Origin of the sequence: Aureispira sp. CCB-E, from assembly GCF_031326345.1 — a bacterium.
GTDB lineage: Bacteria > Bacteroidota > Bacteroidia > Chitinophagales > Saprospiraceae > Aureispira.
On record NZ_CP133671.1, the window covers coordinates 5,559,331 to 5,585,272 of the forward strand.

General features: G+C 36.0%; 25 protein-coding genes. 11 read left to right on the top strand and 14 right to left on the bottom strand.

Annotated features, from left to right (window positions below):
* Positions 1–7 precede the first annotated feature (7 nt).
* From QP953_RS21745 to QP953_RS21755, 3 genes are all read left to right on the top strand, one after another.
* Positions 8–994, top strand: coding sequence for a bestrophin family protein (locus QP953_RS21745; protein WP_052592468.1), 987 nt, complete (start codon positions 8–10; stop codon positions 992–994).
* A 139-nt stretch (positions 995–1,133) separates the two neighbouring features.
* A complete protein-coding gene (locus tag QP953_RS21750; RefSeq protein ID WP_309552950.1) occupies positions 1,134–2,006 on the top strand; it encodes a pirin family protein in 873 nt (290 codons plus the stop codon).
* Between the two features lie 159 nt (positions 2,007–2,165).
* Complete coding sequence (locus QP953_RS21755) at positions 2,166–3,632, top strand: T9SS type A sorting domain-containing protein (protein ID WP_052592470.1); 1,467 nt, start codon at positions 2,166–2,168, stop codon at positions 3,630–3,632.
* A gap of 3 nt (positions 3,633–3,635) precedes the next feature.
* On the opposite strand, the gene QP953_RS21760 is transcribed toward QP953_RS21755, so the two are convergent.
* On the bottom strand, positions 3,636–4,502 hold the full coding sequence (locus QP953_RS21760) for a metallophosphoesterase (protein WP_309552951.1): 867 nt from the start codon (positions 4,500–4,502) through the stop codon (positions 3,636–3,638).
* Positions 4,503–5,012: 510 nt separating this feature from the next.
* Between QP953_RS21760 and QP953_RS21765 the strand changes: the two genes are divergently transcribed.
* The 5 genes from QP953_RS21765 to QP953_RS21785 all read left to right on the top strand — a co-directional run bounded on the left by QP953_RS21765 (position 5,013) and on the right by QP953_RS21785 (position 8,502).
* On the top strand, positions 5,013–5,744 hold the full coding sequence (locus QP953_RS21765; RefSeq protein ID WP_052592475.1) for a hypothetical protein: 732 nt from the start codon (positions 5,013–5,015) through the stop codon (positions 5,742–5,744).
* Between the two features lie 30 nt (positions 5,745–5,774).
* Positions 5,775–6,317: a YfiT family bacillithiol transferase gene (locus QP953_RS21770; RefSeq protein WP_309552952.1), complete on the top strand. Its 543-nt coding sequence runs from the start codon at positions 5,775–5,777 to the stop codon at positions 6,315–6,317.
* A 12-nt stretch (positions 6,318–6,329) separates the two neighbouring features.
* Positions 6,330–6,875: a 2OG-Fe(II) oxygenase gene (locus QP953_RS21775; RefSeq protein WP_052592478.1), complete on the top strand. Its 546-nt coding sequence runs from the start codon at positions 6,330–6,332 to the stop codon at positions 6,873–6,875.
* Between the two features lie 22 nt (positions 6,876–6,897).
* The gene (locus QP953_RS21780; protein WP_052592480.1) at positions 6,898–7,350 is read left to right on the top strand and encodes a hypothetical protein; all 453 of its coding nucleotides are present in this window, start codon (positions 6,898–6,900) and stop codon (positions 7,348–7,350) included.
* An 87-nt stretch (positions 7,351–7,437) separates the two neighbouring features.
* On the top strand, positions 7,438–8,502 hold the full coding sequence (locus QP953_RS21785; protein ID WP_309552953.1) for a hypothetical protein: 1,065 nt from the start codon (positions 7,438–7,440) through the stop codon (positions 8,500–8,502).
* A 92-nt stretch (positions 8,503–8,594) separates the two neighbouring features.
* Here QP953_RS21785 and kbl read toward each other — a convergent pair whose 3' ends face one another.
* Positions 8,595–9,785, bottom strand: a complete 1,191-nt coding sequence (gene kbl, locus QP953_RS21790; RefSeq protein WP_052592484.1) for a glycine C-acetyltransferase — start codon at positions 9,783–9,785, stop codon at positions 8,595–8,597.
* A 131-nt stretch (positions 9,786–9,916) separates the two neighbouring features.
* Positions 9,917–10,900 carry an NAD-dependent epimerase/dehydratase family protein gene (locus QP953_RS21795; RefSeq protein WP_052592581.1) on the bottom strand — a complete coding sequence of 328 codons (984 nt, stop codon included), beginning with the start codon at positions 10,898–10,900 and terminating at the stop codon, positions 9,917–9,919.
* Between the two features lie 233 nt (positions 10,901–11,133).
* Here QP953_RS21795 and QP953_RS21800 point away from each other — a divergent pair, with 233 nt between their 5' ends.
* Positions 11,134–11,961 carry a hypothetical protein gene (locus tag QP953_RS21800; RefSeq protein WP_052592485.1) on the top strand — a complete coding sequence of 276 codons (828 nt, stop codon included), beginning with the start codon at positions 11,134–11,136 and terminating at the stop codon, positions 11,959–11,961.
* A gap of 28 nt (positions 11,962–11,989) precedes the next feature.
* Here QP953_RS21800 and QP953_RS21805 read toward each other — a convergent pair whose 3' ends face one another.
* On the bottom strand, positions 11,990–13,396 hold the full coding sequence (locus tag QP953_RS21805) for a T9SS type A sorting domain-containing protein (RefSeq protein ID WP_052592487.1): 1,407 nt from the start codon (positions 13,394–13,396) through the stop codon (positions 11,990–11,992).
* Between the two features lie 284 nt (positions 13,397–13,680).
* On the opposite strand from QP953_RS21805, the gene QP953_RS21810 reads away from it, so the two are divergent.
* Positions 13,681–14,691, top strand: a complete 1,011-nt coding sequence (locus QP953_RS21810) for a hypothetical protein (protein WP_052592489.1) — start codon at positions 13,681–13,683, stop codon at positions 14,689–14,691.
* A gap of 73 nt (positions 14,692–14,764) precedes the next feature.
* Here QP953_RS21810 and QP953_RS21815 read toward each other — a convergent pair whose 3' ends face one another.
* From QP953_RS21815 to QP953_RS21855, 9 genes are all read right to left on the bottom strand, one after another.
* Positions 14,765–15,517, bottom strand: a complete 753-nt coding sequence (locus QP953_RS21815; RefSeq protein WP_309552954.1) for a hypothetical protein — start codon at positions 15,515–15,517, stop codon at positions 14,765–14,767.
* A gap of 107 nt (positions 15,518–15,624) precedes the next feature.
* On the bottom strand, positions 15,625–16,317 hold the full coding sequence (locus QP953_RS21820) for a hypothetical protein (protein ID WP_052592493.1): 693 nt from the start codon (positions 16,315–16,317) through the stop codon (positions 15,625–15,627).
* A gap of 458 nt (positions 16,318–16,775) precedes the next feature.
* Complete coding sequence (locus QP953_RS21825; protein ID WP_052592495.1) at positions 16,776–17,483, bottom strand: hypothetical protein; 708 nt, start codon at positions 17,481–17,483, stop codon at positions 16,776–16,778.
* A 373-nt stretch (positions 17,484–17,856) separates the two neighbouring features.
* Positions 17,857–18,792, bottom strand: a complete 936-nt coding sequence (locus QP953_RS21830; protein WP_309552955.1) for a nuclear transport factor 2 family protein — start codon at positions 18,790–18,792, stop codon at positions 17,857–17,859.
* Positions 18,793–19,088: 296 nt separating this feature from the next.
* Entirely contained in the window at positions 19,089–19,832 is a 744-nt protein-coding gene (locus QP953_RS21835; protein WP_052592499.1) for a LytTR family DNA-binding domain-containing protein, read from the bottom strand.
* Between the two features lie 9 nt (positions 19,833–19,841).
* A complete protein-coding gene (locus QP953_RS21840) occupies positions 19,842–21,806 on the bottom strand; it encodes a histidine kinase (RefSeq protein WP_052592501.1) in 1,965 nt (654 codons plus the stop codon).
* 3 nt (positions 21,807–21,809) lie between these two features.
* Positions 21,810–22,328: a hypothetical protein gene (locus QP953_RS21845; RefSeq protein WP_052592502.1), complete on the bottom strand. Its 519-nt coding sequence runs from the start codon at positions 22,326–22,328 to the stop codon at positions 21,810–21,812.
* Positions 22,329–22,352: 24 nt separating this feature from the next.
* Complete coding sequence (locus tag QP953_RS21850; protein WP_052592504.1) at positions 22,353–23,399, bottom strand: hypothetical protein; 1,047 nt, start codon at positions 23,397–23,399, stop codon at positions 22,353–22,355.
* A gap of 175 nt (positions 23,400–23,574) precedes the next feature.
* The gene (locus QP953_RS21855; protein WP_052592506.1) at positions 23,575–24,189 is read right to left on the bottom strand and encodes a hypothetical protein; all 615 of its coding nucleotides are present in this window, start codon (positions 24,187–24,189) and stop codon (positions 23,575–23,577) included.
* 128 nt (positions 24,190–24,317) lie between these two features.
* Here QP953_RS21855 and QP953_RS21860 point away from each other — a divergent pair, with 128 nt between their 5' ends.
* Positions 24,318–25,223, top strand: a complete 906-nt coding sequence (locus QP953_RS21860) for a histone deacetylase (RefSeq protein WP_309552956.1) — start codon at positions 24,318–24,320, stop codon at positions 25,221–25,223.
* On the opposite strand, the gene QP953_RS21865 is transcribed toward QP953_RS21860, so the two are convergent.
* Positions 25,220–25,906: a rhomboid family intramembrane serine protease gene (locus QP953_RS21865; protein ID WP_052592510.1), complete on the bottom strand. Its 687-nt coding sequence runs from the start codon at positions 25,904–25,906 to the stop codon at positions 25,220–25,222. The genes QP953_RS21860 and QP953_RS21865 overlap by 4 nt on opposite strands.
* Between the last annotated feature and the right edge of the window lie 36 nt (positions 25,907–25,942).

Genomic DNA, 25,942 nt, shown 5'->3' on the forward strand with positions numbered 1-25,942 from the left:
TAACACTATGTACGCCAAACGAAATTATAGTTTTAAAATGACCGCCAATTGGTCCAAAAAACCTTTTTTATATGGATTAGTCTATGCGACCGCAATCTGTGCCATTCCCATTGTATTAAAAATTAAATTTTCTTTGCCTTGGCAACCTGTCAGTGTTATTGGTATTGCAGTGGCTTTTTATTTGGGGTTCAAAAATAACAGTTCTTATGATCGCACTTGGGAAGCTCGAAAAATATGGGGTGCTATTGTCAATCACAGTCGCTCTTTTGGCGCTGCTACAATGGCATTTGTTCAAGGAGATGGTCGCGAAACAATCCAAAAAGAACTACTTTATCGGCATATTGCTTGGATGACAGCACTTCGTTATCAACTTCGTTTAAGCAAGGAATGGGAGCATACACAAGAACGTATCAAAGGACTTTATAATCCTACTGTCTGCGAAAATTATTACCAACAATTAGACACAGAGTTGTTGCAATACATTCAACAAGACGAAGTGGATTATTACAAAACAAAATCCAATATTGCTACTCAAATATTGATACGACAATCCAAACGACTACAAGAACTAAAGGATTTAGGCTATTTTAATGATTTTAGACATGTGGAGTTTCATGAGTTGATTACAAAACTATACGATGATCAAGGAAAATCTGAGCGCATCAAAAACTTTCCCTTTCCTAGACAATATGCCTCTACGGCACTATGGCTAACCATGGTCTTTTGTGCCTTGTTGCCCTTTGCTATGTTGGATATTTTTATGGAACCAGCAGGTTGGACAATTTTCTTTTGTCCGCTAATTTCAGCTTTACTTATTTGGGTTTATTTTCTGATGGAAAAGATTGGCGATTATTCCGAAAACCCTTTTGAAGGAACGTACAACGATGTTCCGATTACTTCTATTGCTAGAGGAATTGAGATTGATTTGAGAGAGATGCTTGACGATACGAATATTCCTGCGCCACTACAACCCCAAAATGGCTTTTTGTTATAATCTAATAGATTATCCTACTACTAATAACAACAGTATTGAGCAATAATTGTTCATCGCTTTTTCATAAGTTTTATCCGTTTTTTCATATTCCCTAATTGACTGTTTTACTCGATATTTGTAGTTACAAAAACAAACGAATATGAATCGAAAAAACTTTATAAAAGGGGCTTTGTTAACCAGTTGGGCAACCATTTTTTCGCCTACTAGTATCAAAGCTGAATCAAACAAAAAATCCACTTATGATAGGTTACTGAATCAAGTTGGATTTAATCATTTACCCAATAAACAAGATAAAACGATGAACACAGTATTGCATAAAGCCGATAGTAGAGGAAAAGCTGATCATGGATGGTTGAATAGTTACCACAGCTTTAGTTTTGCGAATTATTACAACCCCAATCGAATGAATTTTGGTGTTTTGAGAGTCCTAAACGACGATCGAGTAGCAGCCAATAGAGGTTTTGGAAAGCACCCACATGACAATATGGAAATTATCTCTATTCCATTAGAAGGCGACTTGGAACATCAGGACAGTATTGGAACAGTTTCTGTCATTAGAGAAGGCGATGTACAAGTAATGAGTGCAGGAACTGGAATTTTTCATAGTGAAATGAATAAAAATAAAGATAAAGAAGTCAAATTTTTGCAAATATGGGTCTTTCCAAAAGTTAAGAATGTTGAGCCTCGGTATGATCAAATTTCTATTCGGGCAATCGAAGAAAAAAACAAGTTCTACCAAGTATTGTCCCCCAACAAAGACGATCAAGGTGTTTGGATATACCAAGATGCTTGGTTTCATATGGGAAAATTTGAAAAAGGCAAAAAAGATAGCTATTCGATCAAAAAAGAAGGAAATGGTGTCTATATCTTTGTTCTGGAAGGCAATGTTAAAGTCGATGGTCAACAATTAGAACGTCGTGATGGCTATGGGATTTGGGATATAGAAAAATTCAACCTAGAAGCTAGTTCAGATGCCAAAGTTTTGGTCATGGAAGTTCCCATGAATCTCTAATGGAATGTTGTACAGGTTGTTAAAAAACGATGGTTCTTCTCAATATTTTGGGAGGAACCATTTTTATTGAATATTTTTGGATTTTCAACAGCCTTTATTCTCATTTACGACCAACAATTATTTCATTGATTTACAATTAACTTAAACCCATTTCTCTTTATGCCAAAATTACTAATTTTCCTTTGCATCTTCTCTTGTACTTTAACATCAATAAGTGCCCAATATTATGGTGGTTCTAAAAATGACAAAGGGGTTGCTTTTTGTCAAATTGATCAACAATTTTTTCTTGCTGGTACAACTCGAAGCTTTGGAATGGGAAGTGACGATATTTTTGTTGTAAAAGTTAACGAAGCATGGGAAGATAGTTACCACTCTGAATGGGGAGATATTCACTTTGATGTAGCAGGGGACATTACGGCAACTTCTGACGGACATTATCTTGTAACAGGGCATTCATGGGACGCTCCTGGAGGACGTAGTACGGTCGTTTTGGCTAAATACAATACTTCCAGTCAATTAATTTGGATTGCTTATTTTGGTGACTATCACAACGATTATGTATACAGTGTCAAAGAAACACAAGATGGAGGGTATTTAATGACAGGTATTAATAGAGCACAAGGCGATTTAGGGGCTATTTTCTTAGCTAAAACGGATCAAAACGGTATTTTGCTTTGGCAAAAATTTTATGACACAGTAACAAGGGACTCTGCTAAAGATATAGGTATGGATGTTGTCGAAGCTAATGATGGTTCTCTTCTTATTTTAGCCACAACGAGTTCTTTTATTGGAAAAATAGCCAACTCTTCTGAATATTTTGGTTCTTCAGCGTCTAATATTTTAGTCATTAAAACAGATGCTTTAGGCAACGAAATTTGGAGAAAACCTTTTGGCGGTGTTAAACATGACTTTGCTAGAAAAATTATTTCAGATGGTACGGGTCATTTTTATATTGTAGGTTCTAGCATAGAACAAACCAATGGGAGTTTTGATGTCATTATTTATAAAATAGATAGTAACGGCGATTTGATTTGGCGGAAAAACTTTGGTGGAGATGGCTACGAATATGGCAATGATATTGATATTAATGCCAATGGAGAATTACTGGTTACAGGAACGAGTAGTAGTTTTTCAGTAGATGAAAAGCCAGATATTTTTGTCTTAAAATTAAATGCGAATGGTCAAGAAATCTGGTCAACAACTTTAGGCGGAGAAAATAGTGACTACGGAAATGCGGGAGCATATTTGGCAGATAATTCCATTGGTATTTTAGGCACTTCCAAAAGCCATTCTAATCAAGATGAGGATTTATATTTTGTGAATATATCGACCACTGATGGTCGTATCCTCAAAGCACTCAATCAAGATAACACCATCGAAAATATTGCCCCTATCCTGTTCCCTAATCCAACTCAAACATATATTAATATTGATACCAAAACAAAAAATCAAAATACAACCATCAAATTCAAACTCTACGATATTTCAGGAAGGCTGATTCAAGAAGAAATGTTCCAAGGCAATTCTCAAACCATTTATTTTAACAATCGCTTGGCTCAAGGAGTTTATGTCTATAGGATTGAAGTGAACGACAAAGGCTATCAGGGCAAGATTATTATTAACTAATTTTTATAAATCATTTATTTCAACAAAAGACCAAGTTAATTGATTGTTTGCCAAAACATGCTTAAAAATAATAGCAACATCGGCTGCATAAATCGTTTGACCAGTTTGTAATCTATATCCATTTCCCAATCCTGCGGCTAAGTATTCAACTCCATCAACCGAAGTTTCGTGGAATGATTTGTACCAAGACCCCGTGTCTCCCATGATGTGAAAAACATTCACTCCTCTTTGTTTGGCATTAACCATTAAAGGATAGATAGATTTGGTATAACTAGACGAATCATGATAACAATGTGCCATCCAGTTTTGAGCCTCATTATGAGCATAAGTAATAGGATTCGATACTCCTGGTACATCTATAGCAATACCGTGATGTATCAAAAACACCAAATGACCTGACTGTATTGTGTCACAAACAGATTTCACCAAATTATATTGAGCATTTAATTTTTCACAATCCAAAGGTGTGATATTTCCATCTAAAACAACAACCGTTAAGCCATTCGAACTATAAGCATAAAAACTTGGGCGTTCTGTAAATTCTTCAATCCATTCTAGATTCCCATTTCGTGTATCATGATTTCCCAATGCCCAATGTGTCATCGGATTATCTAAGTCAAACAGGCTATCTAAATATTGCAAGTTAGTATACTTCAAGGCTGCTTCAGACCCTACATCTCCCCCCAACCAGATACCATCGAACTGGCTCATGTCCATAGCCTCCAAGCGAAAATCTACTTTTTTCCCATCAGGATCTCCTTGATAAGGATGTCCAAAAAATGCATATGTCAATGTGTCTTGAGCATTTGTGCAGACGACAACACTCCCCATTAAGCAGATCGTCCACAGTATAGTTCTTAATATCGTCATGTGTTTTTAATTTACATGGATGTGTCCTAAATAAGATAAGCAATTACAAAATATACGATCTTGCGGTAGTGCTACGCTGCTACTGCACAGTCGTAAAAACACTTAAAAATACGAATTTAATTGCTCTGGGTATAAATTTTAACAGTAAGATTAGTTCCCCCTACACCTGCTGTTCATTTGTTTTTCCATTCAAATCATGACTTTATAATAAGAATACCTTATCTTAGTAATTAGCTACGCTGCTACTTCGTGGTCGTTGATTATTATTCGCTACGCTCATGAGAGCGCAAGGCTAGTTCCCTGCGGTCATGAGATCGATATTGCTTAGTTGTTTACTTTTTCACCAAAAAGACAAAAAAGTACATTCATATCGTATTGATAATCAAAGCCATAACACAAAACACACTAAAATCACAACTCATTAACTATCAAGCCAATAAAGTTTTTTCTTTCAACAAACTATTGTCATCTTAGATTATAAGATATTTAACTCCTATCATACCGTCTACTATGAAATTAAAATTTTATTTTCTTATATCCTTTTTTAGTAGTTTAGTAACCTTTTCCTTATCGGCACAAACAACAATCAATCTCAAAGCATACTACTTTCCTTATCAGAATTTTTTTGAGCCCATTGTCTACAAATATGTCAATTTAGACAATCCTAATGATATTTTTTACTGCCTAATGGAAACAAAAATAGTAGACGGAGATACACTAGTTATTACCAATACATTTGACCAAGCTTTTTATGAGGTAGATGCTGGTGAAGAAAAAATCACAGCACAGGGCACCGAATTAAGTCGCTATACGATTTATATCACGGGTATTCTTACGCCAACTCGTCCTATACACAAAGATATTTTTCGTTGGCAACAAACGAATAAGGAAAAAATAAAATGGTCGGCTCGATACAGCAGCCCTTTTGGAGAAGAAAGTATCCGAAAAATGCGCGAATATGTTGGTACTGGTGCTGATTATATTTTTCAAAAAAAAACCTATCCAAGTATTTTGTTCAAAGATTCTTATCGACATAGCATAAAAGCCAATAAAAGTGTCCGCACTTCTGATTTTCATCAACTGTCCTTGTACTGCAAAGGGATTGGATTGGTTGATTATCAGCGCGAGATGGACAATGGTCTTCAACTCCATTATCAGTTAGAAAAAATAATCTCTAAAGAAGCATGGGATGCACTTAAAAAACAACCTTATGTAACTGAGAAACCCATAAAAAAAATCTAAACCAAACTAAAAAAAGCAAACATTCAAAAAATGCAGAATTTAGAAAAACTTAAATTTCCTATTGGTGAATTCTCCCCTCCTATTCAAATAGACGCCACTACCATAACACACTGGATTACGAGTATAGAAGCCTTTCCAAATCGGCTTGAAGTATTGGTCAAAAATTTAAGTATTGAGCAACGAAATTGGAAATATCGTCCCGAAGGTTGGAGTATCAAACAGGTCGTACATCATTGTGCTGATAGCCACATGAATAGCATCATTCGTTTCAAATTAGCATTGACGGAAACAAACCCTAACATTCGCCCTTATTGGGAAAATAGATGGGCAGAGTTACCTGATTCTTTGGACAATGACCTCTCCTCTGCTCTATTGTTACTAAAAGGTTTGCATCAAAAATGGGTTTTTCTTCTAAAAGCATTATCTACTCAAGATTTAGAACGAGAATTCATTCATCCTGAACATGATCGACGTTTTTCTTTAAAAGAAAATATTGGTATTTATGCTTGGCACTGTGACCATCATTTGGCGCATATAGAACAGGCGATTAAAGCGAAAGGAGTTTACAATTAAAATTTTGCTACAATGAACTACAAACAATTGAGTGACAAGATATGGATTATAGATCGCTTTTTGTCCCCTAAGGCTTGTGAAGATTTAATTTTTTTTAGTGAAACTAGAGGCTTTGAAGAGGCAGAAGTTAGCCTATCTTCAGGTTCTAAAATGATGAAGGGGATACGCAATAATTATCGCTTGATTTATGAAGATCAACAGTTGGCAAAAGAGCTTTGGGAAAAGTTGGCTCCTTTTTGTCCTCATCAGATAGATGGTTGGAATGCTGTCGGACTAAATGAGCGTTTTCGCTTCTATCGCTACGAAAAAGGACAACGCTTTAAACGACATATTGATGGGCGTTTTCAACGAAATGAATGGGAAGAAAGTCGGATTACATTTATGGTTTACTTAAACGATGACTTTCTTGGCGGAGCAACAAAATTTGATGATATTAGCGTCCAACCTCAAATAGGTTCTGCTCTTTGTTTTATGCACGAACAAAAACATGAGGGCATGCCCATCTTGAGCCATGCTAAATATGTCCTTAGAAGTGACATAATGTATCGGAAAGAATAACTTCAGTAAGAAACTATAAGTAATGAATAAAGACATCATTCAAGAACGAAGAGATAATTTAGAACAATTTGCTAAAGAAAGCTACCCTGTTATCATTGATTTTGCAGAGCGTTTAGAACACCATGATCCTTCTTCTATCTTACTTAACTCAGAAGCCATGACGCTTTTTGTTGGTACGGTAGCCGAATTTATGCAATCAGAACCTGTTGATGCAGAAACAAGGGTATGGATTTCTGTGCGAATTGGGTACTTAATTGGAGAGTATTTGATTCAAAAATACGAAGGGCATTGGGGCGTTAATTTGAATGAAAATTCTCCCCAATATGGTCATTATGTCGTCTTTGCTATCTCTCCTACCAACTCTCAAAAAGCCTACCCTGTTGATCCATTTGAAGCTGCCAATGAGTTTGTCAACCAAGAGCCAGATAGAGATTTAATTTCTTTGATTGAGGAAATTGAATTGATGATTAAGTAAATCTATTGATAACGTTTTTTTTTCTCAACCTTCAATTCAAACGCACGATACACCCTTAGTTACCAAACCTTAACACCCTAAAATTTTATGTCAAAAATCACCCATGTCTATTGGTTTGCTCCTTATAATTTAACTTGTCCAAGTACTAGATATAGAGGCAAGATGCCACTTGAATACGCCCAAGAAAAGCATAACATAACCTTTGATTTTGTCACACCTAGTCGGTCTCTCAAAGGGTTGTATGCCTTTGCTAAAATTTATTTTAAAATTTTATTCTTTCGTAAAAAAAATGCACTCATTGTCATACAAAAGATTTGCTCCAATCGTCTTTATGCCAATGCATTAAAATTGCTTGTTTTGCTTAAAAATAAGCAGACACTCTACGACTTAGACGATGCTGAATATTTACGTCAAGACACTAAATCACTTCACTTTTTTCTCCAACATTGTGAAAAAATTCAAGTTGGAAGCCTTGCTCTAAAAAACTACTGCCTCCAATTCAATCCAAATGTTTATATAGCGACTTCCCCTGTCTACAGACATACCTCCAAAAAAGTTTCGAAAAATAAAAAAATACACATTGGCTGGGTTGGAGATGTAGGAGATGGCAATAACATATCTCAAAATTTCTCTCACAAGACCAGTCTTTTTCACATTCTTTTTCCACAAATTCTACAAATAAAACACCCTTTAAAATTATCTATTATTGGAGTTAAAAAAGCTAGTGATGTTCCCCAAATAGTTAGATTTTTTGAGCAATCTAAGAATATTGAGCTAGACATTCCATTAAATTTAAACTGGGAAGATGATGCTTGGTTGTATCCTAAAATTTGTCAATTTGACATTGGTCTTTCTCCGCTTGTGAAGCATCCTTTTAATATTGCCAAATCTGCTTTTAAAGCCAAACAATATCTTTCTTGTGGAGTGCTTACTATTGCAAGTAATGTAGGAGAAAATAGCAGATACGTCAAACATGGATACAATGGTTTTATAGCAGATCAACCGAGTGATTTTGTAGACTTTATTCATCAAGTGGCGACGATGAGTCAAGCTGAATACCGTGTTTACTTAGAAAATGCCTTCAATAGTTATGAAAATTTTTCGATGCATAACTATTGCCTGCTTTTGCTACAGAAAAAGAGGGATACATAATGTTGTCATCAATATAACATCCATATACCAAAAGTGGCTAAAAGCTAGAAGCTTTTAACCACCTTAATATATTTCATCGGAATCAATAAGCGTTATTTAATCACGCCCAATTCTTTACCTACTTTCGTGAATGCCGCCACTGCTTTTTCTAAATGATGGCGATCGTGTCCTGCTGAAATCTGCACTCGAATTCTTGCCTTTCCTTTAGGTACGACAGGATAATAAAATCCAATAACATAAATTCCTTCCTCCAATAATTTATCAGCCATTTGCTGTGACAAAACAGCATCATACAACATAATTGGAACAATTGGATGATCACCAGGAATGATATCAAAACCAGCAGCTGTCATTTCCTGACGGAAATAAGCCGTGTTCTCTTCTAGTTTATCCCTCAACGCTGTGCTTTCTGTCAGAATATCCAATACCTTGATTGAAGCCCCCACAATAGAAGGTGCTACCGTATTAGAGAATAAATATGGGCGAGAACGTTGGCGTAACATTTCTACAATTTCCTTTCGAGCGGCCGTAAATCCACCCGATGCGCCTCCTAAAGCCTTTCCTAAGGTGCCTGTAATAATATCTACTCGTCCCATAACATCTCTATACTCGTGAACCCCACGCCCTGTCTTTCCCAAAAAGCCAGTAGAATGACATTCGTCAATCATAACCATAGCATCGTACTGATCTGCCAAATCACAAATTTTGTCCAACTGTGCAATCGTACCATCCATAGAAAACGAACCATCCGTAACAATAAGACGACGGCGTGCGCCTTGTGCGGCTTTCAACTGCTCCTCTAAGTCATCCATATTATTGTGTTTGTAGCGATAACGAGCTGCTTTACACAAGCGAATTCCATCAATAATAGAAGCATGGTTTAACTCATCTGAAATAATAGCATCTTCTTTATTCAGAATCGGTTCGAAGACACCTCCGTTGGCATCAAAAGCAGCGGCATAAAGAATAGAATCCTCCATACCCAAAAAGTCAGCAATTTTTTGCTCCAACTCTTTGTGAATATCTTGCGTTCCACAAATAAAACGCACCGAAGACATACCATACCCATGCGTATCAATAGCTTCTTTGGCAGCTTCAATGACAGCAGGATGAGAAGACAAGCCCAAATAATTGTTGGCACAAAAGTTAATTACTTCTGCTCCTGTGTTCGTTTTAATATCTGCGGCTTGAGGTGTTGTAATGACACGTTCCTCCTTGTAAAGTCCAGCGTCTTTTATATCTTGTATTTCTGCTGCTAGAGCATCTTGAACATTCTTAAACATAGTGTGTATTTTTTTGATAATTTAAATAGCTTCTTGTTAGCAATAGACATTATCACCAAACAAGCAACAAACAATTGCTCATTAAACGAGCTATTAGATTAAAATCTCCTGTTTTCTGTTGCCAACCAATGCTACAAAAACATTCTCTCATCGTACTCAGAAGAACCTTGCGCTTTGATTCGCTTTAGATTAACAATCATATCTTCCACCATCGCAGGCAAATCATATTGTTCTTGCCATCCCCAATCGTTGCGAGCATAGGTATCATCCATATTTTCGACCCAGGACTCCGCAATTTGCTGACGGAAATCAGGTTTGTACGTAATCTTGAAATCAGGAATATGCTTTGTTATTTCCGCGGCTAGTTCTTCTGCCGAAAAGCTCATAGCACGTACATTATAACCATAATGCATTGAGATTTTCTCTAACGGAGCATTCATCAACTCTATTGTTGCACGAATGGCATCAGGCATATACATCATTGGAAGATAAGTATCCCGCTCCAAAAAACACTCGTAGGGTTCACCAGCTACGGCTTTGTGAAAAATATCAACGGCATAATCTGTTGTTCCTCCGCCAGGCAATGACTGATAACTAATCAACCCTGGATAACGTAACGAGCGAACATCTAAATTAAATTTCTTGAAATAATACTGCGCTAAGTGCTCCCCTACTTCTTTGGTGATTCCATACATTGTTTCTGGTTGCAACACCGTAAACTGTGGCGTTGCCTTTTTAGGCGTTTGTCCTCCAAAAACAGCAATAGAGCTAGGAAAATAGACTTTGTCTAAATTTTCTTGACGGGCAACTTCCAGCACATTAAACAAACCATTCATGTTCACATCCCAAGTCTGGCGAGGATTTTGCTCTCCTTTGGCTGAGAGCAATGCAGCAAGATGGTATATTTGGGTAATCTTATGTTTTTTTACAATGGCTAACAAACGTTCTCCATCCAAAATATTCAACTTTTCAAAATGACCAATAACACTTGTTCTTGGTGGGTTGATGTCTGATGTGATTACATTTGCAATTCCATAAGTATCTCTTAGAGCATGACTTAACACGGTGCCAATCTGCCCTTCTGAGCCGATTACCAAAATTTTATCTGCACTCATTACTAGTAGTAGTTTTTTATTTTTAGGTAAAGTAGTTTTGTACTTGATTTTTTGGCTTTTCAAATATCTACTTTTTTGGTTAAATACCTTGTATTTTTACCTTAAAAGATGCACTAAAATTGCAGAAGCACCTATTTTTTGCCAACTATCCTGTACTTTTGTTCTTGAATTGAAGCAACAGCAACACCAATTGCTTCCCTACCAAGGAGCAACTCTAAGAAAGTATAAAATTTATGAAATATATTTACAGTATCCTGTTTATTTTTGTTCTGGCACCTTATGTCATTGCCTGTAGTGCCGCTTATCAATATAGTTTGTTTCCCTTAGGGAGTACAGCAGGACAACTTATTTTATTAGAAGTAGAATTGGATCGCTATTTATCCAATCCAAGCAATCAAATGATGCAAATGGGTGGAGGACGCCCTTTTGAGAATACCCCAGCTATTGAAGTTCGTTGGAAGGGAACGCTAAAAGTTTTTACCTATCAAATGGGCGAAATGGTTTTGAATACAGATCTAGGCGTTATAGATATTTTAGATTCAGATTATGAAGAAGCCTTACTTCCCTATTTTCAGAAAGCTTATGAAGCCGCCCGTGTTTTGCCTATGTTTGAAGCAGCTGTCTTGGAAAATGTAGGCTATTGTCACCATGATAGAAGTTGTACTTTTATGGAGCTGCGCATTGACACTCAACAGGTCAAGTTTTATGCTTCTTCTAATGAGGAAGGCTACGAAGACAAATCCTGTCTTGTGCCTTTTGCTGAAAAAACATTGTTAAAAGTAGAAAATCAGACTAAGATTAAGTTTACTGATTTTGATAATGTCGAAAAAGAATTTCAAGTGGATTTTTTCCGACTCTGGAGTCCACAAACCATCCGCCGTTATACTGTTGGTGGACAAACGGTACAAGTGTTTACCATTGGAAGAGGTGACAAAAGTCGTTATTATGAAACCAAAGAAACAGAATGGAAAACACCTGTTTTAGAAACAATAGGGCATTATATTCAAGGAAAGGACGTTGTTTTTCATGGACAACGGTTTGATTTCTTCCATGTTTTTTAATGTACAGGTCACTCTATAACTCTGCCTTTTACTGCTTTGCAATCGACTTCATATCAATAATCTTTCCTTCCTTATCTTTGAGTACAATCCAATATTGTCCTGTTTCTAGATGACGAATATCTATTGTATTCTGTTTGATAACAGGTCGTGAAACTCGCCCTAATTTATCTACAATCTCAACTTGTTGAAAATGAATTGTAGAGGATAGATAAATATAATCATTAGAAGGGTTGGGGTATACTAATAGTTCATTCTGTAACAACGGTAATGTTGAAATGGCTGTATTAGGGCTGAATGAATCGTAAATAATATAATACTGATCACTTGCTTGTCGATTCGTAAAACCAGATATAATAAATCGTCCATCGTTCCTTACTTGAATATCAATTCCCATATCAAAAGAAGTCCCGCCATAATAGCGTTCGTTTTTAATTCCTCCGATTGAATCAATTTCCATAACAAATAAATCGGTGCCTTGTATAGCGTTGTTGTACATATATCCTGTTACAAAAATTTCATTAAGAGATTTTACTACTAAATCAAAAATAGCATCTCCATTATTTGTTTTGGGTATCGTTCCTTGCCAAAGGACATTCCCTTGCAAATCTGCACGAATCAAATAAGGATCAAAAGCGGTCGAAGTTGCCGTCCCCATTTCTCCTACTATAATTAACTGGTTATCATAAATTAGAGCTTGCTTGCAACCGCCATTGTAAGGATTGGCTACCACTGTATCCCAGAGCATATTCCCCGATGCATCACAACCAACAATAGCCACATTATAATTACCAGCAGGTTGCAATTGATCGCCGACCAAGAGGTATCCCCCTTGAGGTTTTTCTATCGCAACCATTCCAATATCATTTCCTCCCAAGTCGTGCACCTGCATCCAATCAAAATAGTTTTTATTATCAAACTTTGAAATCAAAAAATCATTGCCAATTCGATTGGGCAGAGACGCAAAACCAGAAACAACAAAACCTCCATCCTGCGTAGCCTTGATATCAAAAAACTGTTCGGTTTGTCCTGTTTGTCCATAGGTCTCAAAAGATTCAAAGATGCCTAGAGTATCCACAATTAATATAAAACCATCTATATCACTCGTCAAGATATTATGCGTTTCTCCTGCAATAATTAACTTACCTCCCTTATAAATCATATTATTAGGGTAATCATTTTCAGATCCTCCAAAATAGCGAATTGGAACCATCGTATTTCCCAAAGAATCAACCCTTATCAAGGTAACATCTGCCCCACCATTCGTTCCAGTATTGGTAAACCCAACTACCCAAAAAGAACCATCTGCCATTGGATAGGTTGCAATTGCTTTTTCATTGACCAAAGTATCTCCAAAAATAAGTTCTACTTGTGCATGCACATTCGCCATAATATTTAGAAAAAGGCATACCAATAAAATTTTCTTTAAATGGTTCATAATTTTTTATTTTAAGGATGGTTCCCTTTGTTATGCAACTTAAGAGCATACTACATTGAATATGGTGGTATTCGTTTTTTTTGTTTCAGTACTTATAAAAATACGCTAATATTTTTTAAAACTTATGTTCATTCCAATAAAATCATTTATTTTCTTGTGCTTGTTTGGGCAGATTGCTTAAATTTAGTTTTCTATTATTCTAGTAGTCTATTTACTTAATACTCCGTTGATACCACGCAGTAATGTTTTACGACTCATAACAATCTAATCATAATCCATCCACAATGACTGATGCCAATAACAATCCTTTAGAGGTAAACGATTCTACCCCCAAAGAGACACTCCCTAAGAAAAAAAATAATCAGATTATAATTATTGTCACCCTGCTTTTATTGGTCGTTTTTGCAGTGGGGTATTACTTTGTGTCTACCAAAAATGTAGCAGAAGAAAAAATTATTACGCTAGAACAAGCTGCACATCAATCGGATAGTTTATACAATGAATTAAAAGTTGAACTGGCTAGATACAAACAAGAAAATGAAGAATTGTATGCTCAAATTGCTCGAAAAGAGGCGGAGCTAGAAAGTCAGTATTCCAAAATAAAGCGCTTGATAGAACAAGCTCAAAAAGATAAAGCTGCTCGCCGAAAAATTCAATTAAAATTAAAAAATCTAGATTTAGAACTCGAAAATATGCGTGTTTATGTCGATGAACAGACCCTCGATTTGAATGAATTACGAGCTGAAAATCGCCGTCTCAAAAAAGAAAAAGAATTGTTAGACAAACAATACGCTAAAGAGTTGGAAGAACGCAAACGACTCGCCGAAGAAGGAAAAAACCTACAAGATACCAACGAAGAACTCAACAAAAAAATAAATACGGCTTCTGTTCTACAAACCAACAATGTACATGCCAAGGGCTTGCGCTTAAAAAATAATGGTGACCGACGTGGCATCAATTCTGCCAAACGTACGGAGTTTATAGAGGTTTGTTTTGATATTGTCAAAAACGAAGTCTGCGAACCTGGAGCCAACCGCTTTTATTTGCGCTTAATTGATCCCTCTGGTGCTGTTGTTAGTGACCCCAATAGAGGTTCGGGCAAGCTTACCTTATTTGAAGAAACGGCAACCATTAGTTACACTACCAGCAAAATATTTGAGTACAATCCTTCTGTCAAAAATCTTTGTATAGAATGGTACGCTTATCCCAATACGCCGTTTCGAGCAGGAACCTATAGAATTGAGTTGTATAACAAAGGGCGCTTGGTAGGTACCTACGATTTTAATACGAAGTAATGCTAAAAATCGAAGGAGGACACCTCACACTTGAAATGTCCTCCTTCTACTATTAAGAAATATTCATTTTTGATTACAATCCTATTCCACCATTTCCTGTTCCCATTTTCTGCTCTATCTCCTCCTTAAATTCATCCATTGTCTTTTTACTATATGACTCAGGAACAATAAAAGCATCCTCGTCTAAATTTTCTTTGATAACATCAATAGCGGTAATCTTAATGAGCATTCCCTCTACTCGCATCTCAAACCCTAAAGGGAATCCTTGCATCACTCCCAATGTTTTTTCTACTTGTGAAAGGGCGGTAGGGCGTAACTTTTCAGTTAAATAAACAATCAGTTTGTCACTGCTTCCATCCCCCATCTCTAACTCTGCCTTGTAACAAGGGTACTTTGCTATCTTTTGTTTTTTGTTTTTAAAGTACTTTACCTCTACATCTTTTGTTGGTGCTTGATTTCTACCGCCAGCTTCTTTCAATTCTTTTAGAAAATCACTGTCTTCATCAATAGATACAGCCGTTTTTTCATAAAAAGTAGGGACATCCATCAACAAGGTAAACAGATTTTCTGTCATATTATTAATCAATTGAAAACTTGCCATTCCTCCCATAATGGAAATATCCATTTTAGAGTCTTTTCCTTTTAGGTATAAATTAATAAGAGAACTATTGGCAAATTGAGCCGCTTCGGGCATACCCTCTACCTCAATTTTGTATTTGATAATACCTTCATCAAAATTGGCAGGCTTCTTCTTTTGTGCACTTGCAGATGTAATAATCCCCAAACCAATAATCAGTGCTAATAGGAAGTTCATTCTTTGTTTCATATGTATCTGTTTTGTTTAGTAGGCAAAAATTTATTGTTAGGGGCATTACTATAATATACTGCATCGAAGCACAAAAAGTTAGAAAAGTAAGCTATTTTATTAATTTCTTAACGATTCTTTTCTATTTCTTGCTTAGCAGCTTTTTCCAAACCATCTACTGTTGTCAACTCATAGCCCTCTGGTATACTTAAAGAAAAAGCCCCATCACTTGGCGTTCTAGAACTAACTTTATCAGCCATAACACGAACTGTTGTACCTTCATGACGCACAATAATCCCAAGTGGAAATCCTTTTATTTCATCTACTAGATAAGTTGCAAAAGGGTCTCCTTTAGGTGTAATCTTATCGGTAATATACAGAATAATGTTGGCACCAGATTCTTTATCCTTCATCAAGACTTTCTGACAAGTATAACCTGCAATCGTTTTAGTGTCTTCTGTATGACGCATAGGGTTTTTAGCCGCCTTTTCCATATCCGCTTTAGCTTCTGCCAACTTATTTTTTTCTAGTTGAAGTGCCTTTTTTTGCCCTAAGACATCCATTAAAGACAATCCTTTTTCTGCCTTATGATCTACTACTAAACTAACGGTGTTGGTTCCTCCTGCTACTTTTGCAACTGCCTTGGTTTTCTGACCTTTGAAAGCTACTTGCAACGAAGAACCCATCGTTAAAAATGCTGCGGCAGGTTCATCACTATCAACACTAATAGAGTAACTAATATAACCATCCGTAAGTGCAGATTGAGCCTGTGCAGAAACAGCCAATACCATAATTGTAAATGTCAATACTAAAAGACGCATAAATTTTTTATTAGATAAATAGTCCACTTCTTTTTAGTTGCCAGCAAAACATTAAAAGTACCTTGTGTTAACTAATTTTACTATTACTTAGTAGTTCGTTGATTAGTTCGCTACGCTCATGAGGGCGCAAGCTTAGTTTTTTACTTTTTTACCAAAAAGACAAAAAAGTACATTTATATTAACTTGATAATCAGAATTTTAACACAAAACGCAATGAATGCGCAACTTACTGATCATCAACTGCGAAGCACTCATGCAATAAACTAATAAAGTTTAGCTTCGCTGCTACTGTGTGGTTTAAACGAACTATTGATTACTAAAAGAAGCGGATTAATAATTAGGAATTTATTTAAGAACATTATCATCAGTCATTTACAATAGTACTGTCATTGCAAACAACCAACCATTAAATTTGATAACAAAACACCAAAAATTAGTGCTACTAAGAATGCCCCATCTTACAGACCTAACGTTCCACCCATATTTTTGAGATCTTCTTCTGTCATTTTAGTGTAACCTTCAGGAACCTTCGTATTGAAGATTTTTTTAGATAATTTATCCAAGGAAATATTAACTGCTTCAATCTTAAACTTCATTCCTTCTGCTTCCACTTCCCATGCCAAAGGAAAACCTTTCAAGCCAGAAAATTTCATCATATCCATATCCCCCAGATTGCCTGGTTTAATTTTTTCTGTGATATACACAATAACAGGATTGGGTGAACCTTCTACGGTCATTTTAGCCTCTTGGCATTTATACCCTGCAATTTTTTTATACGTTTTGGTATACTCTACCTGTGGTGGCTTTTGGTTGACGTTTTTAGATTCTTCAGCCGTTTTTTCCATAGACTCGTTGTTCATTTCCATAAACTTCTTTTGTCCCATCATATCCATCAACAACAAACCTTTTTTATCCTTATTGTCAAAACGACCATCTATTTTTATCATTCCGCTCATTACATCTCCAACAACTTTGGCATTATTAGGAGTAAAAAACAGATCTATAGTAGATCCAGTTAATGCTGCTGCCATTCCACCTTCGGCAGTAATTGTATATTTTACATGTGCCTCATCAACTGTTTTCGATTTCTTTTTCTGTGCAAATGTTGGTGCTGATATAGCGACCAATAAGAGGCTAAATGTAAAAAGTTTTAATACTGATTTCATTGTATTGTATTTTTAAAAGATTAGTAAGTAGGTGATTATGCTTTTCCATCTAAGCAACGCTCTAATTCACGAATAGTTTCAGATCTTATTGCTTTAATTCTTATTATACAAAAGGAATACCATAAATGTTTTCTTACCTGTTTTTTCAATTCTATTAAGATATTAATCCTCCGTTAATTAGTTTGCTTTGTTACTCCCTTCGGTCGTGAGCTCGCTATGCTCGGTTCGCTCATGACCTTCGGCTTTTGTGCTATTAGCACAAGCCTACTCGGCAAGCTTAGTTACCTGCGGTGCTACTGCGTGGTTCCACGGAGTAATTAATAGCTTTTTTAAAAGAATAGCACTATAAGATAGGATACCCTCTAAGACCTGTTTATTTTTTCTTTTTTCTTCGAGCCGCACGTTGTTCTTTTTTAGATTTTGGTAAACCTCCCATAGCAACTAACTTTTTGAAATCTTTTACCAAGTCATTGGGCACCATGATAGCTAAATCATAATGTTTAATCTTCCAAACACCATCTTTTTTTACCAAAACCCCCGATCCACGACAAGTTCCCATTTGAGTATCGAGCATTTCCTCAAACCAAGCTGTTTTTTGATTGTTACTAAAATAAATTTCACGCTTAGAAGCAGTAAATGCCCAAGCAGTATCGCGCTCAAAGGCAAACTTCGACCACTCTCTCAATTCGTCTCTCAACCAACGTTCCGAGGCATCTGTCCCTAAGTAAATGCCATCTTCTGTCATTGCTCCAAAGAAAGCATCGGCATCCGCTGTCGCTGAAGCTTCGTGCCAATGGTTCAAGACGTTCTCAACCATCCCCTTATTCTCCACAACCGTTTCTTCTGTGATACAATTTTCTTTTCGACGCGTATCTGTGATGTTTGTAATTAGCCAAGTTCCTTTTTCAGATTTCCCTAAGGTAAATACATTGACTCCACAATGACTCAACTGATTCGTTGCCCCTGTAAACATCGTATATTCAGTCCATACAATTGCCAAATTATCATCTTGACTAATATCATAGTTCCATAAACGCTCATCATAAACGTATTTTTTGGCAATTACACGCTTCATAAATGTCAAAAAAGAAGCTTTAGGCACCGCTTGAATTTTGGGAGTGCCGTTTTGAGTTAGTGTTGTAAAAAGTACGCATTGATCGTGCATCAATTGATCTAATGCTATCGTGTCTTTAGCCTCCATGGCAACAAAAAAATTATCTATTACTTTTCTAATTTCTCCCTTCGATTGAGCCTGAATAGCATTACTCCAAAGAGCAATCAACAATGTAAAAATTAAATTATATTTCATACTATTTATTAATATTTTAATACTCAACAAAATGACCTAAGCAGTCGGCGTTGTTCTAATAAAACTACTAGATCAATATAATCCTAAGATAATTTTTTTTGTTAAAAAAATAAGTCGTAACTCATATTCATCTTCTATAAACAAAGAGATATACGACTTACGACTTAAAAGCAACGACGAAAACAACTGTTTAAGCAAGCACTCAAAATGATTCGTAAACATTTTGTCTGTCTTTTGAGTTTAGCTCAATCAAAATCCAATGCAAAATATAATTTAAACAAATTCTGCTTCCTGACTTATAGCTTCCGCATATTAATTAACTCCATAAACAACGTTTTTTTACGCCTAGACACTTCTACTTCTGAGCCATCCCCCATTCTAATTTTATTCTTCGTTTTCATAAACTGTTGAATATGACTAAGATTAATTAAGTGCGATTGGTGTACTCTAAAAAAACCTTCGGAAGCCAATAGTTCCTCAAACTCTTTCAAAGTTTTGGGAGCGACAATTTTTTTGCCAGTAGCTAGATAAATAATGGTATAATTACTACTTGCCTCACAACGAATAATTTCAGAAATGCGCACAAAATGAAATTCATCTACAGAAGGAATCGCAATTTTATCAAACTTGTTTTCCTTATACAATTCAAACATACTATCGACGCTCTGTGCAGAATTTTCATTACTCGACTGTTGCACCTTGCCTACGGCATCAATTAACTCCAAAGGATCAATTGGTTTCAGCAAATAGTCAATAGCAGAATATTTAAAAGCCTTGAGGGCATATTCATCATAAGCTGTTGTAAACACCAAATTAAAATTAATTTTTGGCAAACGTTTGAGCAAGTCAAAACCTGTTCCATCGTTCATTTTGATGTCTAAAAACACCAAATCTACCTTTTTGCTAGCAATTAATTTTAGTCCCTCTTCTACGCCGTCTGCTGTCCCTACTACATTAACGTCAGGGCAATGCATTTGCAAAAATTTCATCAGCGTTATTTGAGCTGCTTGCTCATCATCTATAATTACCGTGTCAATCATGTTGTTTTATTAAGCTTTAAATTTGATCGGCAACAACAACTCAACCTGTGTTCCTGTTGCGTTTCCTTCTGCATCTTTTAAATCAAGTACTTTTATAAAAGGACCTGTTATTTTTTCTTTTATCGTTAAATAACGCAAGCGTTGTTCTGTAATCTTAATCCCCAAAGACTCCTGCCCTTCTTCCGTTTTAAAAGCCGCAGCAGCCACTCTGCCGATGCCATTGTCTTTGATGGTGCATTTGATCATAGTATTATTATAATCTTCAAACTTAATCAACAAAGTTCCTTTTTCGGACTTACGCAATAAGCCATGGATAATTGCATTCTCAATAAAAGGCTGAATGACCAATGGTGGAATCATCACAAAATGAGCATCTTCAATTCCTTCCTCATCTAGCTCATAATCGAAGGCTTCTTTAAAACGACGTTGTTCCAACTCAATATAGTTGTCTAGAAATTCAATTTCCTGACGCAATGGGATATAAGCCTGTCTAGAGTTTTGCAAAATGCGGCGCATCAAGCGAGAAAATTTAGCCAAATAAATACTCGCTTCTGCATTGTTGTCTGTTGCAATCAAACTTTGGATAGAGTTCAAAGAATTGAACATAAAGTGAGGGTTCATTTGCGAACGCAATGCCCGTTGTTCTAATTCTGTTTCTCGTATCTGTGTTTTTAATTTGTCTTGTCGAAACACCAACAAACCAATGGTTATAATAAGTAGCAAACCACTAATCAATGCTACAATGATATAACGATTTTGCGTGTTCTCTAACTCTTGATTTCGACGACTCTCTTCATTTAACTTGACAATCAATTCATTCTTTTCTTCCAACTCTGCATTTTCTCGTTCCAACTCCCTCGTCTTATGTTTGATTTGAATTTCTGCTATTTCTCTGTTCTTGTCTTGATTAAAAATAGAATCTTTTACAACATGATATTTTCTATAGTAATCCATGGCTTCTTTGTGTCGTCCACTACCTCTATAAACATCTGACAAGCTTTGATAAACATCTTTGGTCAATACCATTGCCCTTGCATTTCGAGCAATTGGCATTGCTTTTAACAAATACCCTTCTGCCTTTTTGTATTGCCCCCGATCCAATTCTACTTTTGCCATTCCTTGCAATACTTGCGCAATACCAATAACATCATTCAGTTCTGTATAGCCTTCCTCTGCTTTTTTGAAATAAGCAATGGCTTGATCGTTGAATTGTTCAGAATTGGACAATAAGCCTAAAGCATAATTTCCATAAGCAACACCTCTAGTATTCGACATCTTCTTGCTTAGTTCCAACCCTGCCTTCATCAAGTCATTGGCTTGTGTCCAAGCATCCTTTTGCATATAAATTAGCCCTTGCTCTGTATAAATCAAAGCAGCTAAATTTTTATCTTTTTCTTTTCCCAGATAAGTAGAAGCCTTGTTATAATAGAGTACGGCTTTGTTGGTATCTTGCAAGTTGGCATAGGACTTACCGATATGGTAATAGCCCAATGCCAAGCTTTTTTTATTGCTTACTTGTTTTGCTATATTAATGGACTTAATGCTATACTCAATGGCTTTGTAAGCATAACCTTTAACGCTGTAAATTAAACTCAACCTTGCGTAAGCCATTGCCTTCAAAATTGGACGATTCAAATAATCAGCGATTTGAATGGCTTCCGTTACCTTCTTGATCGCCAGCTCATATTGACCAAAACCAAAACTCAACAAACCTTGATCGTTCAGTACATTTCCCATCCCTATTGAAAGGGAATCCTTTTGTGCCAACTGGTAGGCTTCTTCGCAATAGCGCTTGGCACGTTTAACATCTCTATTATAATAAATAGTGGTCAACTGATTATAAGCAGCAATCCGCTTCACTCGATCTACCTCCTTATTCAAGGCCTGTTCTTTAAGCTCCTTGATTAGAGAAGAAGATTGCCCAACACTCCACTGAGTTCCTAGTAATAAAATTATACAAAAAAGATAGTTCATTGATTAAGATTCTGTTCGCTGATTTTTGCTATAATAACACAGCCAACCTGTCGTTACAACTATAGTAAACAATAAATAAAGAGCGCTTAATGCGATTCCTTCGATTTCAAAATTAGTAATTAATAAGCTGCCTATTAAAAATACTGCGCCTAAAAAAATAATTCGAGGAATAAGTATTAATAGAGTAACAAAAAAAATTACCACAAAACTTGATAGCCACCATACGACGATATTACCAACCCACTGTATCCATTCCGCTTTCGTTTTAACCTTAAGAAAAGCTTGTGCGCTATCTAGTATTAATAGCAACAACACCCAAGTACCTGCTTGTATAAAAGCAATATAACTCTCTGAAGTTAAAACACGCATAAGGTCATTTCTACTGCTTACTAGTGAAGTAGTACTAGTATACAAAACAATAGTCAATGCAATATTTAAAAAGCCAACTACAAACAAATAAAAAGGATAGTTGAATTTTGGTTTGACCTCTGCAATCCCGTTATCCAGTAATTCATCTTCCATCTCTCAACAAGCTATTTTCAGTGTTTACTTTCCTTTCTTAAGCGCTACCTCTTGCCGAATAAATCGTCCACTAGGCTGTAAAATATAGTAAATTCGTTGTTTCTCATTTCCTTTTTTGTAATACTCTTGTTCTGTAAGATCCGTTCCATATTCAATTACAGAACGACTTGAACGCATTTCTATCGTAGAATCAACCAAAAAATGACTGGTCATTTTTTCTCGCCACTGCTGTCCATTGTATTCCAAATCAAGATTTTTTCCAACCTTACAAGCATCCAACAAATGTCCTGCATAATCATATGTCAATAGAAAGGTAACATCGTAATGATCCCATCCTGTATCTTCTTCAAAATTGACTAAAAGCCCAACATAGGTAGACATTCTGTAAACACAACATAAAGCCGTATAGTGCATCTCGTGGGGCTTATAATTTTGTGGTTTTATAGCCAAATAATTAAAACTCCCTTCTGGTTTTAGTTGGATAGGATTCATAATGTAACGCTTTGCCAAACGATAAGGAATTATTTTTTTATAATCCTCTTTAGCAGATTTTTTAGTTCCGTTCTTCCAACGAAATCCTTTCTGTTGAATTCCTTCGTGTACCACAAAAGGCAAGGCTGGTTCCAAATCAAAATAATTCAAAAACTCTTGAAAGCGTCGAATGTTGTCAAAACGATAAGGAATTAATTGTCCGATAGGTGCCTCAATTGCTGTTAGATCAAAGGTATAACGACGATTTTTGAGGATATTTTCCCAAGTTCCATCTATCGTTTGCCAATCGGCACTATAAGTTCCGACAAAAATAGAAGGATTTTGATTGTCGATTCGATCTACTTCTCTCAATACGATTGTATTTCCCTCTCTCAACTCCCCCTCTATAGCTACACTCTTGCGGTATTTATCATAAAAATAAGCTCCTGTCACGTTCACACCCGACTGTTTTAATTCCATAGTAATGGAATATTCTTTGTTTACAGAACCTTTAAAAAAATGATATAAGGTATCTGATTTTTGTCCATAAACACCAAACGTTATCAAGAGCAATAACAGTAAATGCAATAATTTCCTCATGCTGCTACAATCGTCTAAAACTAAGAATGCGTCTAAGGTAAGATATTTAAAAGAGAAATAGAAAAGGAATGTAATCTAAGAATTACTAAACGAGTATTTGGCATTTGTTTCGATTATTTGGAGGGTTAGGTAGCATTCTTTGCTAAAATTTAGCTAAGTTAGAAGCCTATTTTTATTAAAATTTCACTCCCAATAGCAGTAAAAAATTAACAATAGATGGCTGTGTTCTTCCTTCATGTCCCCCCGTAAAATATCGAAACATTGTTCCCAAAGAAAGATAACCTACACGATACTTTAATTCCATATTGGCTTGTGCTCCCCAATAAGATAGATCAGTGGTATAAATACTTGGACCAAGATTCAGATTCACTTCTACACCGCTTTTCTCTCCCGTTCTAAATAAACTACAAAATCCAGCTGCTCCAATATCGACGTACCAACCACCATTGGCAACATCAACTCCTGCGCCCAACCATGTTGCTTGAAATCCTAATTGATAACGTGTATGTCCAGTATAATACCATTTATTTCCAAATCGTCCACTAAAAGCATGAGCACTCTTCCAACTAGCTGGTTCTGTTTTTATAGAGTGAGACTTAAAAGCAATGGAACGTTCTTCATAAACCAAAGACATTCCTACCCCCAAATCTACCCAAAAACCATTCTTAAAAACTCTATCTTCAGGAAGCTTTTCCAGCTCCCAAACTGGTTCATCATCCAATTCACTTTGCGCACAAATATTATTTCCCCAAAAAAAGAGACAAATGATGAACAATATACATTTTGTCATGTTTTTCTATTTACTAGAGTTATGCAATTTTTAGAAATTTTATTTCCATAAAAAGAAAATAATCCTAAAAAGATAAGAACAAAAAAACTATTTATCCGTTTTTTCTCTGTAAAAATCCTTCAAAATCAATGCTTAAAATTGCCTTTTCTTCTATTTATAAATACACTCTTCCCGAAGGACATCGTTTTCCTATGTCTAAATACGAACTCATTCCAGCCCAATTATTACATCAAGGCATTATAGAGCAAGAGCATTTTTTTGAGCCCCAACCCTTAGAAGAAACTTGGATTTTGCGCACGCACGACAAAGCCTATTGGCAAAGCTTAAAGGAACTCAGTATTAGCCCTAAAGCTGCCCGAAAAATTGGTTTTCCTGTTCGCAAAAGTTTGATTGATCGAGGTCGAGTGATTGCGCAAGGAACCATCGACTGTGCGTTGTATGCAAAACAATATGGTGTTGCGATGAATGTTGCGGGAGGCACGCACCACTCTTTTCGTGATAGAGGCGAAGGTTTCTGTGTATTAAACGACTTTGCGATTGCTTCTAATTATCTCCTAGACAATCAATTGGCACAACAAATTTTGATTATTGATCTAGATGTTCACCAAGGTAATGGTACTGCCAAGATTTTTGAACAAGAGCCAAGAGTATTTACTTTTTCTATGCATGGTGCTAAAAATTATCCGCTCCAAAAAGAAAACTCAGACTTAGATATTCCACTCGAAGATGGTCTGAAAGACGAGCCTTACCTAGACTTGGTTCGTGCTTACATTCCTCGGTTATTAGAAGAAGTTCAACCTGATTTGGTGTTTTATTTGTCTGGTGTTGATGTCTTAGCTTCTGACAAATTAGGTCGTTTGGGCTTGAGCATTGAAGGGTGTAAAATACGAGATCAGCTCGTTTTTGAATATTGCAAAGCAGCCAACATTCCTGTCGCCGTTAGTATGGGAGGTGGCTATTCTCCCAAATTAGCACATATTGTCGATGCCCATTGCAATACTTTTAAAATGGCTCAAGAGGTATTTTTTGATTAAAATATCGTACTAAGATAAAGTTTTATTTGATCTATAAAATCCAATAACAATTTGGGTTGAAATATCAATAAAAAAACAAATCCCCATACCGATCCCCAATAGTGCGCATCATGCCCAATGTTGTCGTTACCTTGTTTACTTTTGTAAGCCGAATAAGCCAAATACAAGCCACCAAATATAAAAGCAGGAATTCTTATTGGTATAAAAATGATTCCAATCCCTCCTAATGGACTCAATAAAATAGTAGCAAACACAACACTAGAAACGGCTCCTGAAGCTCCTAGAGCGTTATAAGAAGAACTATATCTATGTTTGTAAAATGAATAGACAGACGACATGGCTAATCCCGTGAGATATAGTGTAAGGTATAAAATTGGTCCCATCAATGGACCAAAATATCTTGTACTCTTCAAATCCATTTCCAATTGTCCTCCAAACATATACAGTACAAAACTATTGAGTCCTAGATGCACCCAATCCTTGTGAATGAGTCCATGACTAAAAAAACGATACCACTGATTGTATTTATCAATAGCATACGCATTAAACAACATGCGACGTTTTTCGTCGGAGTCTTCCATATACCGATAAGAGGTATAAATTGTAATGGCCAATATTAGATAGGTTAACGGTGCTTCGTGCAAAGCAGGCTCGTTACTCAATTGCAAAAATAAGCTATTCATGGATGTTTGTTAATTGTATATAAAGGTTTTAGAAGT